This window comes from Streptomyces aquilus, assembly GCF_003955715.1.
Taxonomy (GTDB): domain Bacteria; phylum Actinomycetota; class Actinomycetes; order Streptomycetales; family Streptomycetaceae; genus Streptomyces; species Streptomyces aquilus.
In genome coordinates this window covers 1,503,578-1,518,574 of record NZ_CP034463.1, presented here as the reverse complement: position 1 = coordinate 1,518,574, position 14,997 = coordinate 1,503,578, and the positions used below count along the sequence as shown (strand labels likewise).

At 72.4% G+C, this 14,997-nt stretch carries 14 protein-coding genes; 12 read left to right on the top strand and 2 right to left on the bottom strand.

The window, feature by feature from the left end:
• The first annotated feature begins 52 nt into the window (after positions 1-52).
• Positions 53-598: a hypothetical protein gene (locus EJC51_RS07075; protein ID WP_126270255.1), complete on the top strand. Its 546-nt coding sequence runs from the start codon at positions 53-55 to the stop codon at positions 596-598.
• A 2-nt stretch (positions 599-600) separates the two neighbouring features.
• On the opposite strand, the gene EJC51_RS07070 is transcribed toward EJC51_RS07075, so the two are convergent.
• Positions 601-1,671 carry an O-antigen ligase family protein gene (locus tag EJC51_RS07070; protein WP_126270254.1) on the bottom strand — a complete coding sequence of 357 codons (1,071 nt, stop codon included), beginning with the start codon at positions 1,669-1,671 and terminating at the stop codon, positions 601-603.
• Positions 1,672-1,941: 270 nt separating this feature from the next.
• On the opposite strand from EJC51_RS07070, the gene lnt reads away from it, so the two are divergent.
• From lnt to EJC51_RS07050, 4 genes are all read left to right on the top strand, one after another.
• Positions 1,942-3,552, top strand: a complete 1,611-nt coding sequence (gene lnt / locus EJC51_RS07065; protein WP_126270253.1) for an apolipoprotein N-acyltransferase — start codon at positions 1,942-1,944, stop codon at positions 3,550-3,552.
• A 9-nt stretch (positions 3,553-3,561) separates the two neighbouring features.
• Entirely contained in the window at positions 3,562-4,041 is a 480-nt protein-coding gene (locus EJC51_RS07060; RefSeq protein WP_126270252.1) for an NUDIX hydrolase, read from the top strand.
• 54 nt (positions 4,042-4,095) lie between these two features.
• The gene (locus EJC51_RS07055) at positions 4,096-4,896 is read left to right on the top strand and encodes a 3-hydroxybutyrate dehydrogenase (RefSeq protein ID WP_126270251.1); all 801 of its coding nucleotides are present in this window, start codon (positions 4,096-4,098) and stop codon (positions 4,894-4,896) included.
• Positions 4,897-4,964: 68 nt separating this feature from the next.
• Positions 4,965-6,890, top strand: coding sequence for a helix-turn-helix domain-containing protein (locus tag EJC51_RS07050; protein ID WP_126270250.1), 1,926 nt, complete (start codon positions 4,965-4,967; stop codon positions 6,888-6,890).
• A gap of 42 nt (positions 6,891-6,932) precedes the next feature.
• Here EJC51_RS07050 and EJC51_RS07045 read toward each other — a convergent pair whose 3' ends face one another.
• Positions 6,933-8,327 (bottom strand): MFS transporter, encoded by a 1,395-nt coding sequence (locus tag EJC51_RS07045; protein WP_126270249.1) that lies wholly within the window; start codon positions 8,325-8,327, stop codon positions 6,933-6,935.
• Positions 8,328-8,612: 285 nt separating this feature from the next.
• On the opposite strand from EJC51_RS07045, the gene EJC51_RS07040 reads away from it, so the two are divergent.
• The 7 genes from EJC51_RS07040 (at position 8,613) to EJC51_RS07010 (ending at position 14,995) form a co-directional block, all read left to right on the top strand.
• A complete protein-coding gene (locus EJC51_RS07040) occupies positions 8,613-10,502 on the top strand; it encodes a phage tail sheath subtilisin-like domain-containing protein (protein WP_126270248.1) in 1,890 nt (629 codons plus the stop codon).
• A gap of 6 nt (positions 10,503-10,508) precedes the next feature.
• Positions 10,509-10,952 (top strand): phage tail protein, encoded by a 444-nt coding sequence (locus EJC51_RS07035; protein WP_126270247.1) that lies wholly within the window; start codon positions 10,509-10,511, stop codon positions 10,950-10,952.
• Positions 10,953-11,279: 327 nt separating this feature from the next.
• Complete coding sequence (locus tag EJC51_RS49540; RefSeq protein WP_399584436.1) at positions 11,280-11,480, top strand: DUF6760 family protein; 201 nt, start codon at positions 11,280-11,282, stop codon at positions 11,478-11,480.
• A gap of 4 nt (positions 11,481-11,484) precedes the next feature.
• Positions 11,485-12,435 carry an eCIS core domain-containing protein gene (locus EJC51_RS07025; RefSeq protein ID WP_126270246.1) on the top strand — a complete coding sequence of 317 codons (951 nt, stop codon included), beginning with the start codon at positions 11,485-11,487 and terminating at the stop codon, positions 12,433-12,435.
• Positions 12,436-12,437: 2 nt separating this feature from the next.
• Entirely contained in the window at positions 12,438-13,055 is a 618-nt protein-coding gene (locus EJC51_RS07020) for a CIS tube protein (protein WP_126270245.1), read from the top strand.
• 3 nt (positions 13,056-13,058) lie between these two features.
• Complete coding sequence (locus EJC51_RS07015; protein ID WP_126270244.1) at positions 13,059-14,627, top strand: phage baseplate assembly protein V; 1,569 nt, start codon at positions 13,059-13,061, stop codon at positions 14,625-14,627.
• Positions 14,628-14,680: 53 nt separating this feature from the next.
• Positions 14,681-14,995, top strand: a complete 315-nt coding sequence (locus EJC51_RS07010; protein WP_126270243.1) for a hypothetical protein — start codon at positions 14,681-14,683, stop codon at positions 14,993-14,995.
• Positions 14,996-14,997 lie beyond the last annotated feature (2 nt).

Sequence of the window (14,997 nt, the reverse complement as noted above, 5' to 3'; positions counted from 1 at the left end):
CACTCTCCGCGACGCGCTACCCGCGCGGCGAAACCTGAGTAACCTCATAGGCATGAGGGACCACCCCCACGGCGAGAACGTGCCGCATCCCCCTGTCTGGACCGGACGGGCCACCAACCGGTTCCAGTGGCTGCTGGCGCTCGTCGGCGCCGCGTGCCTGGCGCTCGGCATCGAACTGGCCGTCGACTCGGCCTGGACCACCGGCATCGCCCCGCTCGCGATGGCCGTCGTCGGCTGCATCGCGGCCGGACTGCTGGTCCTGTTCGGCACGCTCGCGTTCGTGCACGTCGCCCTGAAGGTCGACGAGGAGTCCCTGGAGGTGCGCTGCGGCCACATCGGCCTGCCGCGCCGCCGCATCCCCCTGTCGTCGGTGGCCGGCGCCGAGGTCGACCCGCATGTCACCCCGCGGCACTGGGGCGGCTGGGGCTACCGCTGGCGGCCCGAGAAGGGCACCGCCGTCGTCGTCCGCCGTGGTGAGGGCGTCCGGCTGAGCCTGTGGGACGGACACACGTTCACGATCACCGTGGACGACGCCGAGGCCGCCGTACAGATCATCCGGGACCGGCTGCGGCCGCGGACGCCCGGTGCGGCGCACTGAGGTCACGGAGCCAGTCGGCCGCCCGCGGGGCGTACCTCCGCCTCCCGAAGCGGTGACTCGTCCGTGAGCGGACGGGCCGTGGCCAGTCCCGCCAGCAGTCCGGCGCCGACAGACACCGTCGTGAAGCTGAGGGCGTTGCCCACCGAGGCGATCGCCGCGAGCACCGTCAGCGCCGCCCCGGCGGTGAGCACGACCGGTGCCGGACGCCGGGAGCGCCACAGCGTGTAGAGCATCCAGCAGAACACCCCGGCCAGCAGGAGCACACCGACGACTCCCTGTTCCGCCGCCTGCTGCAGCGATGCCGAGTGCGGCTTGCCGTCGGACAGCAGGGTGCGGGTCGCGGTGGCGCTGACCTCGCCGAAGCGGCCGGGGCCCACGCCCAGCGCGGCGTCGTGGTGCGCCAGGTGCAGGGCGTCGTGCCACAGGTCGATCCGGTGCCGGGTCAGCTGGCCCTCCAGCGACACGGTGAGCCCCTCCGGCAGCGCCTTCCCGGCGACCGCCCAGGGCAGCGCCGTGGTGAGAGCCGCCGTCAGAGCCAGCCCGGCGAAGCCCGCGCCCCGGTGGCCGCGCATCCGGCCGGCGGCGAGCGAGGCCAGCAGCACCGCGGCGCTCGCGAAACAGCCACCGACCGAGCCGAGGATCCCGGCCGTCACGACGATGCCTGCGGCCGCACCGCGCAACGCGAGCCGCCGTGCCGGGGTGCGCGCGGCCCACGCGGCACAACACGCGGCACCCGTGGACAGGGTCAGCACGGCCGCGGTGCCGCCGGCGTGACCGAGCGGTGCGACGATCTCGGGCCCGGGGGACAGCCGGGGGGTGGCCACCACCAGGCCGACCCCGGTCGACGCCGCCGCGCACAGCGCCGCGACCGGCAGGAGCGCGCCGCTGATACGGCCCGCCGCGTATCCGGCGGCCACCGCGAGGACCGCGAGCAGCACGCCCTCGGGACGGCCGTCGTGCACGGCCGCCGTGACCAGGGCCCACACGGCGCAGGCCCCCAGCACCACGACACCCGCCGCGTCAGAAACGTTTCGTCTGTCGCCGTCCTCCCCAGGACCGGACGCAGACGTCATCCCCGTGGATCCCACCAGACCCCCCGAACCGGTCTCCCCACGACCTGTGCCGGGCCCGCTCGTACGGCCGCCTGACCGACCGCACGCCGTCGCACCGCCGCCTGACCGGCCGCGCGACAAAGGCTCCGGCACACCGTAACCGCTGATGGACGGTTTGTGGACGAGTTGTGCAGGACGGATGTGGCACGGGTCGGCGGAGCGGGGCCGGTGGCCGTGCTGCCATGTGGACCGCGCTGTCGGTGCCCAGGTCACCCGCCGTACACTCCCGGAGTGACCGTCACCGCAACATCCGTGGACGAGTCGGACCAGGCTCAGCCGCTCGCCGCCGCCCCGCGCGGGGCCCGCCTCGTGCGCTTCGTCCCGGCCCTCGCCGCCGCGCTCTCCGGAGTGCTCCTCTACGTCAGCTTCCCGCCCCGCACCCTGTGGTGGCTCGCGCTTCCCGCCTTCGGCGTCTTCGGCTGGGTGCTGCGCGGCCGCAGCTGGAAGGCGGGCCTGGGCCTCGGCTACCTCTTCGGCCTCGGCTTCCTGCTGCCGCTGCTGGTGTGGACCGGCGTGGAGGTCGGCCCCGGGCCCTGGATCGCGCTGGTGGCGATCGAGGCGATCTTCGTCGCGCTGGTCGGCGCGGGCATCGCCACGGTGTCGAAGCTGCCCGGCGCCCCGCTGTGGTCGGCGGCCCTGTGGATCGCCGGCGAGGCGGCACGCGCGCGTGTGCCGTTCAACGGCTTCCCCTGGGGCAAGATCGCCTTCGGCCAGGCCGACGGCGTCTTCCTGCCGCTGGCCGCGGTGGGCGGCACCCCGGTGCTCGGCTTCGCGGTCGTCCTGTGCGGTTTCGGGCTCTACGACGTCGTCCGCGTCGCCGTCGCCAAGCGCCGTGGCCAGGAGATACGCAGGTCGGCCGCCGCGGTCGCCCTGCTGAGCCTCGTCGTCCCCGTCCTCGGGGCGCTGGCCGCCCGCCCGCTGGTCAGCGACAAGGCGGAGAACGGCACCGTGACCGTCGCCCTCATCCAGGGCAACGTGCCCCGCGCGGGCCTCGACTTCAACGCCCAGCGGCGTGCCGTCCTCGACTACCACGCGCGGGAGACCGAGCGGCTGGCCGCGAAGGTCAGGGCCGGCAAGGTGCCCAAGCCCGACTTCGTGCTGTGGCCGGAGAACTCCTCCGACGTCGACCCGTTCGCCAACTCCGACGCGCGCGCCGTCATCGACGGTGCCGCCAAGGCGATCGGCGTGCCGATCTCGGTCGGCGGCGTCGTCGAGCGCGACGGCAAGCTCTACAACGAGCAGATCCTGTGGGACCCGGTGAAGGGCCCGACCGACACCTACGACAAGCGGCAGATCCAGCCCTTCGGCGAGTACCTCCCGCTGCGCTCGCTCATCGGCGCGATCAACAGCGACTGGACCTCGATGGTCCGCCAGGACTTCAGCCGCGGCACCGAACCGGGTGTGTTCACCATGGCCGGCGCCAAGGTCGGCCTGGTCACCTGCTACGAGGCGGCCTTCGACTGGACCGTGCGCTCCGAGGTCACCGACGGCGCCCAGCTGATCTCCGTGCCCAGCAACAACGCCACCTTCGACCGCAGCGAGATGACCTACCAGCAGCTCGCCATGTCCCGCGTGCGCGCCGTCGAGCACAGCCGGACCGTGACCGTTCCGGTCACCAGCGGCGTCAGCGCGATCATCATGCCGGACGGGCGGATCACCCAGAAGACCGGCATGTTCGTCGCCGACTCCCTCGTGCAGAAGGTGCCCCTGCGGTCCTCCGAGACCCCGGCCACGAAGTTCGGCACCCTGCCCGAAATGCTGCTGGTCCTGGTGGCCGCGGGCGGGCTGGGCTGGGCGATCTCCGCGCGCGTGCGCAACAGGCGGGTGGAAGCGGACAGTTAGGGTCGGGGCATGGCTACTCCCGACTTCATCCGTGATCTCCGTGCCTCCGTCGGTCACCAGCTGCTGTGGCTCCCCGGGGTCGCCGCCGTCGTCTTCGACGGCGAGGGCAGAGTGCTGCTGAACCGCCGCTCCGACACCCGACGGTGGTCGCTGATCGGCGGCATCCCGGAGCCGGGGGAGCAGCCCGCCGCCTGCGCGGTGCGCGAGGTGTTCGAGGAGACGGCGGTGCGCTGCGTCGCCGAGCGGATCGTCCTCGTCCAGGCGCTGGAGCCGATCACCTACCCCAACGGTGACGTCTGCCAGTACATGGACATCACCGTGCGCTGCCGTGCCGTCGGGGGCGACGCCCGGGTCAACGACGACGAGTCGCTGGAGGTGGGCTGGTTCGACGTGGACGCCCTGCCGGAGCTGAACGAGTTCGGGAAGTTCCGCATCAAGCAGGCCCTGGCGGACGCACCCACATGGTTCGACCCCACTGGAACCGGCTGAAGTATGGGCTGCGGCCACATGGGGTGAGGTGCGGCGGCTGCCTAGGGTCGTGTCATGACAGCTGCGCGCGCCCTCCCGGCCCCCCACGCCCCCACGCTCGACCTCGGCGGCCGCACCGCCCTCGTCACCGGCGCCGCCGGCGGCATCGGGCGCGCCTGCGTGCTGCGGCTGGCCGCGGCCGGCGCGAAGGTGAGAGCGGTGGACCGGGACGCCGCGGGGCTGGAGGAACTCGTCGACGCGGCCCGCGACCTCGCGGGCGCCGTCGAACCGCACGTCCTCGACCTCACCGACCTGGACGCCGCCGAACTCGCCGCCGCCGGGACCGACGTCCTGGTCAACAACGCCGGGCTGCAACTGGTGCGCCCCATCGAGGAGTTCCCGCCCGACGTCTTCCACACGGTGCTCACCGTGATGCTGGAGGCCCCGTTCCGGCTCGTGCGGGGCGCCCTGCCGCACATGTACGGACAGGGCTGGGGCCGCATCGTCAACATCTCCTCGGTGCACGGACTGCGCGCCTCCGCCTTCAAGTCGGCGTACGTGGCCGCCAAGCACGGCCTGGAGGGCCTGTCCAAGACGGCCGCCCTGGAAGGCGCCCCGCACGGGGTCACCTCCAACTGCGTGAACCCCGCCTATGTGCGCACCCCCCTGGTCGAGAAGCAGCTCGTCGACCAGGCACGGGCGCACGGCATCCCCGAGGAGCGCGTCCTGACCGAGGTGCTCCTCCAGGACAGCGCGGTCAAGCGGCTCATCGAGCCGGCGGAGGTCGCCGACGCCGTCGCGTATCTGTGCGGCCCGCACGCCTCGTTCGTGACCGGCACGTCCCTGGTGCTGGACGGGGGCTGGACGGCGCACTGAGCCGTGCGGCCCTCCGGGGTTTTCCACAGGGCTGACGAGGTGAGCGTGCGATGAGGAATCCTGTGAGCATGTCCCGCGATCACGTGCAGTCCGCCGAACGCCCGACCGGCAGCGCCGAGGCCCCGTTCCTCGCCCTGCTGGCCCGGGGCGCGTCCGCCGACGCCTACGAGCAGCCGGTGCTGCTCGCCCGCGCCGAGGGACACCCCGCCGAGCGGATCGCCGCGCTGGAGGAGGCCAAGCTGGTCGCGCTGCGCGTGCGCTCGGAGCTGGAGGGCAGGCGCCGCCGCGAGGCCGAGCTGTCCGCGCTCTTCGAGACGGCGCACGACCTGGCGGGACTGCGCGACCTGGACGCCGTGCTGCGGGCGATCGTCCAGCGCGCCCGGTCGCTGCTCAACACGGACGTCGCCTACCTCAGCCTCAACGATCCGGCCCGGGGCGACACCTACATGCGGGTCACCGAGGGCTCCGTCGCCGCCCGTTTCCAGCAGCTGCGGCTCGGCATGGGGGAGGGGCTCGGCGGCCTCGTCGCGCAGACCGCCCGCCCCTATGTCACCGACGACTACTTCAAGGACGACCGCTTCCAGCACACCCGCACCATCGACGCCGGGGTGCGGGACGAAGGCCTGGTGGCGATCCTCGGCGTGCCGCTGACGCTGGGGGACCACGTCATCGGGGTGCTGTTCGCCGCCGACCGGCGTGCCCGGGTCTTCGAGCGGGAGCAGATCGCGCTGCTCGGCTCCTTCGCCGCGCTGGCCGCGGCCGCCATCGACACCGCGAACCTCCTCACCGAGACCCGCTCGGCCCTCGCCGACCTGGAGCGGGCCAACGAGATCATCCGCGACCGCAGCGGTGTCATCGAACGCGCCTCCGACGTCCACGACCGGCTCGCCGAACTCGTCCTGCGCGGCGGCGGGGTGCACGACGTGGCGGCGGCCGTCGCCGAGGTCCTGCACGGCACGGTCGAGTTCCTGGACGCCGGCGCCGCACCGGCCGACGCCCTGGAGACCTCCCGCGCCGAAGGACACGCGGTACGGCACGGCGACGACTGGATCGCCGCCGTCGCCGCAGGCGGTGAACTCCTCGGCGCGCTCGTCCTGCACGGCCACCCCGGACTCGACCCCGTAGACCAGCTCACCCTGGAGCGCGCGGCGATGGTCACCTCGCTGCTCCTGCTCGCCAGACGCTCCGCCGCCGAGGCAGAACAACGCGTTCGCGGCGAGCTCCTCGACGACCTCCTCGACGCCCGCGACCGCGACCCCCGCCTCCTGCGCGAGCGCGCCTCCCGCCTGCACGCCGACCTCGACGCCACCCATGTGGTCCTCGCCGCCCGCCTCGACGGCACCACCGCCGACGCCGAGCAGGAGGCCGACGCCCGCAGACGCCTGTGGTCCGCCGCCTCCCACCTCGCCGCCACCCGGCACGGCCTGGCCGCCGCCCGCGACGGCGGCACCGTCCTGCTGCTCCCCCTGAAACCCGGCGACACCGCGACCGCCCTGGCCCGCCGCACCGCCCGCCACCTCGGCACGGCCGTCCACGAGGCCGTCACCGTCGGCGCCTCCGCCCCCGTTGAGGACCTGGCCAGCCGCCCGGACACCGTGACCGCCGCCTACGAGGAGGGCCGGCGCTGCCTCGACGCGCTGCGGCTCCTCGGCCGCACCGGGGACGGCGCGGCCGCCGAGGACTTCGGGTTCCTGGGCCTGCTGCTGGCCGGCGACCGCGACATCACCGGCTTCGTCGACCGCACGATCGGCCAGGTCGTCTCGTACGACGAACGACGCGGCACGGATCTGCTGCGCACCCTCGACGCCTACTTCGCCTGCGGCATGAGCCCGGCCCGCACCAAGGACGAACTGCACGTCCATGTGAACACCGTCGCCCAGCGCCTGGAGCGCATCGGCCGTCTCCTCGGCGACGACTGGCAGAGCCCCGCCCGCGCGCTGGAGATCCAGCTCGCGCTGCGGCTGCACATACTCTCCGCACCCGCACCGCACTGACCCCCGCACGCGAGACGCGTACGGGGGCCGGCGGGCGGGTGATCAGACGGTGCGGGCGTCCGCGGTCGCCGTCGTCACGGACCCCGCGTCGGCCGTGGACTCGACGTCGGCCAGGTCCCGGTCGCGGGTCTCCTTGGCCACGCCCACCGCGATCAGCGTCAGCACCGCCGCGGCGATGACGTACAGGGCGATCGGCGTGGAGCTGTCGTAGTCGTCCAGCAGGGCGGTGGCGATCAGCGGCGCCGGGGCGCCCGCCGCGACCGAGGCGAACTGAGCGCCGATCGAGGCGCCCGAGTAACGCATCCGGGTCGCGAACATCTCGGCGAAGAAGGCGGCCTGGGGCGCGTACATCGCACCGTGCAGCACCAGACCCACGGTGATGGCGAGGATCAGGTTGCCGAAGTCACCGGTGTCGATGAGCGAGAAGAACGGGAACATCCACAGGCCGATGCCGGCCGCGCCGAGCAGATACACCGGACGCCGGCCGATGCGGTCGGACAGCGCGCCCCACAGCGGGATCACCGCGAAGTGCACCGCCGAGGCGATCAGGACCGCGTTGAGGGCGGTCTGCTTGGAGACGTCGGCCGCGGTGGTGGCGTAGACGAGGATGAAGGCGGTGATGACGTAGTAGCTGATGTTCTCGGCCATGCGCGCGCCCATCGCGACCAGGACATCGCGCCAGTGGTGGCGCAGCACGGAGACGAGGGGCAGCTTCTCCGGGCCGGTGTCCTGCTCGGCCTTGCGGGCCTCGGCCTGTGCCAACGCCTGCTTGAAGACAGGCGATTCATCGACAGAGAGACGAATCCACAGACCGACCATCACCAGGACACCGGAGAGCAGGAACGGTATCCGCCAGCCCCAGTTGGTGAAGGCGCTGTCCGAGAGGACCGCGGTGAGCAGGGACAGCACACCGGTGGCCAGGAGCTGGCCCGCGGGGGCGCCGGTCTGCGGCCAGGAGGCCCAGAATCCGCGCCGCCTGGCGTCGCCGTGCTCGGACACCAGCAGGACGGCACCGCCCCACTCGCCGCCGAGCGCGAAGCCCTGGACCAGGCGCAGCGCGGTCAGCAGCACGGGAGCGGCCGAGCCGACCGTCGCGTGCGTGGGCAGCAGACCGATCGCGAAGGTCGCCCCGCCCATCAGCAGCAGGCTCAGCACCAGCAGCTTCTTGCGGCCGAGGCGGTCGCCGTAGTGCCCGAAGACCAGGGCACCGAGCGGGCGGGCGGCGAAACCGACGGCGTACGTGAGGAACGACAGCAGGGTGCCGACCAGGGGGTCGGAGTCCGGGAAGAACAGCTTGTTGAAGACGAGGGCGGCGGCGGAGCCGTAGAGGAAGAAGTCGTACCACTCGATGGTCGTGCCGATGAGGCTGGCGGCGACGATGCGCTTCAGGTTGCCCGGAGTGGTGGGCGTGGGTGGAGCGGATGCTGCGGAGGCCATGAGCGCCACTTCCTCGTGTGCTGTGGGGACGGGTAGGTGCTGTACGTGCTGGCACACCGTAGGAAGGCGCAGGTCAGGCTGATATGTGGTGGGACACCATAGTTCAGCGGTGGAGTGTGAGCGTGGCCCCTAGGGACTGATCGGGAAGTCTGTTCGAGAACCTGCTCTATTTCCTTATTTCGCTCATGACTCGCATGGCGAGATTTGAGTAGATGGGTACTCATGCGCCCCGCGATGGCCTTCGCTGCAATGTCCCCAGGTGCACAGCGCATCAGGGGGGCTTGCATGCCGGATTACCGAGCACCAGGTGTCCATGTCGAGGAACTGACCGTCGCCGGGCCCGTGGCAGGGGTCGGCACGAGCACCGCGGCCTTCGTCGGACCCGCACTGCGCGGGCCCACCGGGGAACCGGTGAAGATCACCAACTGGACGCAGTTCACCGACCGGTTCGGTGAGTACATCAACGCCCCGCGCCGGTATCTGGCGCACGCGGTGCGCGGATTCTTCGACAACGGCGGCACCGTCGCCTACGTCGTACGGGTCGGTACCGCCACCCGGGCCGAGCGGACACTGACCGACCGGGGCACACCGGCGGACCCGGCACTGGTCGTCCGGGCGCGGGAGGACGGCCCGGCGGGCAACGCCATCAAGGTCGCCGTCCGGGACGCACAGATCGTGCGGGACGCCAAGGTCCTCCAGGTGAAGGCGGACCACGCGAACGCCACCGGGAGCGTGGTCACCCTGCCCTCGGCGGAGGCCGCCGGACAGTTCGTGGCGGGGGACCTCGTCGACGTCGGCGGCACGGTCGCGCAGGTCGACCGGGTGCGCGGCAAGGAGCTCGTGCTCACCGCCCCGCTGGCGGCCGACGTCCAGGACAAGACCGTACGCACGGCCGATCTCCAGACCGGGCAGCGGCGGTTCAGGGTCGACAAGCCGCGGGGCGTCGAGCGGGGCAGTGTGCTCACGCTCAAACAGGGCGCCACGACCGAGTCGGTGGTCGTCGAGCGGGTGAGCGGCGACGTGGTCGAGACCGCGGGCCCGCTGGCCAACGGCTACACCGGCGCGACCACCGTGACCTCGGCCGAGTTCGCGCTGGACATCACCGGCCCGAACGGGGTCAGGACCTTCGACGAGCTGTCGCTGGACCCCCGGCACAGCCGCTACTTCGCCGGACTGGTCTCCTCCCCGCTGGTCGAGGTGACCCTGCCGGAGGAGCCCGGCGTGCACGCGGCCCCGGGCAACCTGCCGGCGGTGCTCGCCGCGAGCCCGCTGGCGGGCGGCACCGCGGACCGGCTCGACGGCATCGAGGCCTCCGCGTACGAGACGGCGCTGGCCGGGCTGGAGCGGGTCGACGACGTCAGCATCGTCTGCGTACCGGACGCCGTGACCCTGCCCACCGTGCAGCAGAAGGTGGTCGAGCACTGCGAGCGGACCGGCGACCGGTTCGCCGTGCTGGACGCCCCCGACGCCGCCTCACCGCTCGCCGAGGGCGGGGTGCTGGGCCGCCGCGAGGAGCTGACCTCGGAGCGTGGCTACGCGGCCCTGTACTACCCGTGGCTGATGATCGCCGACCCGGCGGGCCGCGGCACGCTGGCGGTACCCCCCTCGGGCCATCTGGCCGGGATCTATGCCCGCAGCGACGCCGGACAGGGGGTGCACAAGGCGCCCGCGAACGAACCCGTCACCGGTGCGTTCGGGGTGACACGGGTGCTGGACACGGCCGGACTCGGCGAGCTCAACGACGCCGGGGTGAATGTCATCCAGTCGTTCGCCGGCAGTGCGCGGCCGGTGGTCTGGGGGGCCAGGACCACCGCGCCCCGCCACGAGACGGCCTGGCGCTACGTCAACGTGCGGCGACTGTTCCTGTTCATCGAGGAGTCACTCCAGGAGGGGCTGCGCTGGGCCGTCTTCCAGCCCAACGACCTCTCGCTGCGCAAGCGCGTCGAGCGCACGGTGAGCGAGTTCCTCACCCGGGTGTGGACCGACGGCGCGCTGTTCGGCGCGAGTGCCGCCGAGGCCTTCCACGTGAAGATCGACGACGAGAACAACCCGCCCGCGGTACGGGATCTCGGCCGGCTCGTGGTGGAGATCGGGGTGGCCCCGGTGCGGCCCGCGGAGTTCGTCGTCGTCCGGATCGGTATGTCGCAGGGCGGTTCCGAGGTCAGGGAGGGCTAGGCCGCGATGGCGCAGACAGGGGTACGGGTCGACCCGTACACGAACTTCAACTTCCTCGTCGAGCTGGACGGCATCGCCCAGGCCAGCTTCATGGAGTGCACCGGCATCGAGTCGGTCACCGAGGTCATCGAGAACCGGCAGGGCGGCCAGAACACGACCGTCCTCAAAGCCCCCGGCAAGACCACCTACTCCGACCTCACCCTCAAATGGGGGCTGACCGACTCCACCGAACTGTGGGAGTGGCGCCAGGCCATCATCGAGGGCCGGGTGCTGCGCAAGAACGGCTCGATCGTCGTGTACGACCTCGCCAACAAACGCGAGGTGGTGCGCTGGAACTTCGTCAACGCCTGGCCGACCAAGTGGGAAGGCCCCGCCTTCCACGCCACCGGGCACGAGACGGCGGTGGAGACCCTCGTCCTCGTCCACGAGGGCATCACGCGGGCGGTGTGACGTGCCGGACAGCCCTTCCGTGTTCAGCACGGAGTACGAGTTCACCCTGCCCCTGGGCTACCTCGACGGCGAGGGCACCCTGCACCGGGACGGGGTGATGCGGCTGGCGACCGCGGCCGACGAGATCCTGCCCATGAAGGATCCGCGGGTGCGGGCGCTGCCGCCGTACCTGATCGTCGTCCTGCTCGCCCGCGTGGTGGTCCGTCTCGGCACCCTGCCCGAGGTCAACCCGGGAGTCGTCGAGGGCCTGTTCTCCCAGGACGTCACCTACCTCCAGGAGCTCTACAACCGCCTCAACGGCCTGTCACCGCCGCTGCTCGCGGTCACCTGCCCGCACTGCGAGGCCGGCTTCGAGATGGAGGCCCCGCCGCCGGGGGAATCCACGGCTACCCCCTGGAGCGGGTCTACCAGGAGGTCGCCCACCTCGGACGACACGTCCACTGGACCCACACCGAGCTGATGAACCTGGAGCACACCGAGCGCCGCCGCTGGCTGCGCACCGTGCTCGCCCAGATCGACAGGGGGTGACGACATGGAGCAGCCGGAGCGGCCGGAACAGCCCGGGCGTCCTTCGTACGGCCCGACCGTGGGCGAGCGCCTGGCCGCGCAGGCCCGCGCGCTGCTCGCGCGCCGTACGGCCGACCCCGGCTGGCGGGCCGCGCTCGCACCGGTGCTGGCGCGGGGGCGGTCCCTGCCCGTGCCGCAGACGAGCCCGCGCCGCCGCACGGAGGTACGGGTGCCGCCGGTCGGACACGAGTCGCCACCCGCGCAGCTGGGCTGGCCGGATTCCGTGAACACCCCCGCGTCATGGCCGGCTTCACGCCCGGCGCCGGCTCCGGACGCCTCCCGGCACGAGGGCAGTCCGCTCCGCGGCGACCTGCGCGAGCGACTCGCCCCCGTCGTCGGCCCGGACGTGGACCGGGTGCGCGTCCACGACGACGAGCAGGCCGCCACGATCGCGGCGGCCCACGGCGCGGACGCCGTCACCCTGGGCGAGGACGTCTTCCTCGGCGGCCCGCGGGCCACGCGACCCGAGCGGCTGGCCCTGCTCGCCCACGAGGTCTGGCACGCCACCGAGCCGGGCCGCACCGGAGGCGCGCCGCACCGGGCCACGGCGAGCGGCGCGGCCGAGGAGGAACGCGCGGCGCTCGCCGTGGAGTCGGAGTTCCTGCACGGCCCGGCAGGCGTCCGTGTGCCGGGAGCGCCGCCTCACGAGGCCGCCGGACGGCCGCCGTCGCCTGCCGTCTCCCCACCGTCGACGCCTGTGCCCGCCCCGCCCTCCGCCACCGGATCATCCGCCACCGGCACCGCCGCCCACCCCATGACCGCCCGCCCCGACCGCCACTCCGAACCCCCCTCCCAGGCTCTGGACCCCCAGGCGCTGCGTGACGTCGTCCGCGAAGTGCTGCGCGGTGAGCTGCGGGACGGGGCGGCACGGCAGCTGCGGGCCGATCTCGCGATCGAGCTGGAACGGGGGGCCTGACGGTGGCCGCGCAACTCGCCAAGGCGCTGATCGTCGACACCCGCACCGGGGAGCGCACCCCGGTGATGTACAACCCCGACGAATACCGGATCGAGCAGGGCAACGAGCTGGCCGAGATCGGCATCCCGGGGCTCGCCGCCCCTCCCGTGCAGTATGTGCGCGGCCGGGTCCGCACCCTGACCATGGAGCTGTTCTTCGACACCTATGAGCAGCAGGAGGACGTCCGGACGTACACCCGGCGTCTGGTCCGGCTGCTGGACCCGGCGCCGCGCACCTTCGCCCCGCCGGTGCTGCTGTTCGTGATGGGCAGGTTCGCGTTCCGGTGCGTACTGGCCTCCGTCGACCAGCGGTTCACCATGTTCCTGCCCGACGGCACGCCGGTACGGGCGCGGCTGTCGGTGGCCTTCCGCGAGTACACCGAGGTGGAACTGGAGACCCAGCGGGGCTTCTTCGCCGGCCCACCGACCCTGCACAACATCACCGCCAAGGACACCCTCGCCGGTCTCGCGGCGGAATACCTGGGCGACCCGGCGCGCTGGCGGGAGATCGCCGACGCCAACCGGCTCACCGACCCGCTGCGCCTGCCGCCCGGCCGGCCCCTCGTCATCCCGGAGCGGTGAGCCATGGACACCTTCGCCCCCCGGGCCGAGATCAGGATCTCCGGCGTCGCCCTCGCCGCCGACGTGAGCCGCCATCTGCTCAGCGTCCGCTACGACAACTCCCTTGAACTGGCGGACATGTTCACCGTCGTCCTCGACAACAGCGGCCACCGCTTCACCGACTCACCGCTCTTCGAGCTCGGCAAGAACGTCGAGATCCACCTCGGCTACGGCGACAGGCTCACGCCCATGATGCTGGGCGAGATCGCCTCCATCGAGCCCGACTTCCCCGAGTCGGGGGCGCCGACGTTCACCGTCCGGGGCTACGACAAGTCGCACCGGCTGCGCCACGAGATGCCGGACCGGCCGGCGTTCCGCTTCAGCAACGACAGCGCCATCGCCGCGCAGATCGCCCTGGAGGCCGGCCTGATCCCGGTCGTCGACCCCGCACCGTTCTCGCACAGCGCGCTGCACCGCGCCTCCACCGACATGGCGCTGCTCAAGGAGCGCGCGGCGGCCAACTTCTTCGACGTGTACGTGTGGTGGGACAAGCTGTACTTCCGCTTCCCGCGCCCGCAGACCGAGGCACCGGTCCTGGAATGGGGCACCAACCTCTCCAGCTTCAGCCCTCGGGTGGCCAACTCCGGCATGGCCGGGACGCAGGTGGTGCGCGGCTACAGCCAGGAGCTCGCCCAGAGCGTCGTGGGCGTGATGAGCGCGACCGCGCTGGACCTGGACGCGCTGCTGGAACGGCTCGGCAGCGCCGCCCTCGGGGCGCTCACCGGGCTCGGGCGACGGGTCGTACGCGGCAGGCAGGTGGCCACCCCGCTGGACGCGATCGCCCTCGCCAAATCCCTTCTCCAGCAGCTCCTCGAAGGCATGTACGAGGCCACGGGCACCTGCGGGGGACTGCCCGAGCTGCGGGCGGGCCGGTTCGTGTCGGTGCGGGGCGTGGGGAAGCGGTTCAGCGGGATGTACCGGCTCAAGCGCGTGGTGCACACCCTCGACTCCCGGGGGTTTCGCAGCGAGTTCGAGGTGACGCAGCGCGCCGGGGCGCATGTGACGCAGCTGCTGCGCAAGGCGCTGTCGGAGGACCCGCCGCCGGACCGGCCCGAGTCTCCGCAGGGTGTCGTGGTGGCGGAGGTGGTCGCGGTGGACCCCAGCCGGTACGAGGTGTCGATCCGGTTCCCGTGGTTCTCCGACATCCCGGACGTGGTGGCGGCGCCCGTCGCCACCCCCATGTCGGGGTCGGACGCGGGGATGTTCTGCCTGCCGGGCGCCGGAGACCAGGTGCTGGTGGCGTTCGAACACGGCGACTTCAACAGGCCCTACGTCATCGGGTCGTTGTGGTCCACGACCACCGTCAAGCCGGTGACCGCCGCGCCCGGCGTCAACCTCGTCCGCCGCATCAAGACCCCGGCCGGGCACAGCATCACGCTCGACGACACCCCGGGCATGGAGAAGATCGTGGTCGAGCACACGTCGGGCAGCTCGCTCACCTTCACGGCGGGCGGGGACGTCGAGATCGTCGCCGTCAACGTCAAGGTGAAGGTGGGCGGCACGATGGACGTCAGCAGGCGGGGGGCGGTATGAGCGGCTACGTACTGACCACGGCGAGCACGTTCACCTGCCAGAACCAAGGGACCGTGAAACCTGTACCCCGGCACCCGCTGACGGTCAACGACAAGAGTGTGGTGACCGGGGAGGACTTCGTGGGCCTCACGGTCGCCGGCTGCACGAAGCCGAACCAGCCGCCCGCCGCCAAGACCTGCGTGAACGTGGTACCGCCGGTCTCCGCCTCCGGCGGCCTGCTGACCGTGAACGGCGTCGCCGCGGTCCTCACCACCGACGGGTTCACCGGCGCCACCGACGGGGTCATCCCGCCCGTCACACCCCAGGACCCGCCGACGGGCGGGGCATTGTCGGCGACCGCCGGCCAGAGCTGTCTGAAGGGGGAATGACC

Bases quoted from the DNA above. Each gene is read 5' to 3' on its own strand.
- EJC51_RS07075 (WP_126270255.1), top strand. From the start codon at position 53: ATGAGGGACCACCCCCACGGCGAGAACGTGCCGCATCCCCCTGTCTGG.
- EJC51_RS07070 (WP_126270254.1), bottom strand. From the start codon at position 1,671: ATGACGTCTGCGTCCGGTCCTGGGGAGGACGGCGACAGACGAAACGTT.
- EJC51_RS07060 (WP_126270252.1), top strand. From the start codon at position 3,562: ATGGCTACTCCCGACTTCATCCGTGATCTCCGTGCCTCCGTCGGTCAC.
- EJC51_RS07055 (WP_126270251.1), top strand. From the start codon at position 4,096: ATGACAGCTGCGCGCGCCCTCCCGGCCCCCCACGCCCCCACGCTCGAC.
- EJC51_RS07050 (WP_126270250.1), top strand. From the start codon at position 4,965: ATGTCCCGCGATCACGTGCAGTCCGCCGAACGCCCGACCGGCAGCGCC.
- EJC51_RS07045 (WP_126270249.1), bottom strand. From the start codon at position 8,327: ATGGCCTCCGCAGCATCCGCTCCACCCACGCCCACCACTCCGGGCAAC.
- EJC51_RS07040 (WP_126270248.1), top strand. From the start codon at position 8,613: ATGCCGGATTACCGAGCACCAGGTGTCCATGTCGAGGAACTGACCGTC.
- EJC51_RS07035 (WP_126270247.1), top strand. From the start codon at position 10,509: ATGGCGCAGACAGGGGTACGGGTCGACCCGTACACGAACTTCAACTTC.
- EJC51_RS07025 (WP_126270246.1), top strand. From the start codon at position 11,485: ATGGAGCAGCCGGAGCGGCCGGAACAGCCCGGGCGTCCTTCGTACGGC.
- EJC51_RS07015 (WP_126270244.1), top strand. From the start codon at position 13,059: ATGGACACCTTCGCCCCCCGGGCCGAGATCAGGATCTCCGGCGTCGCC.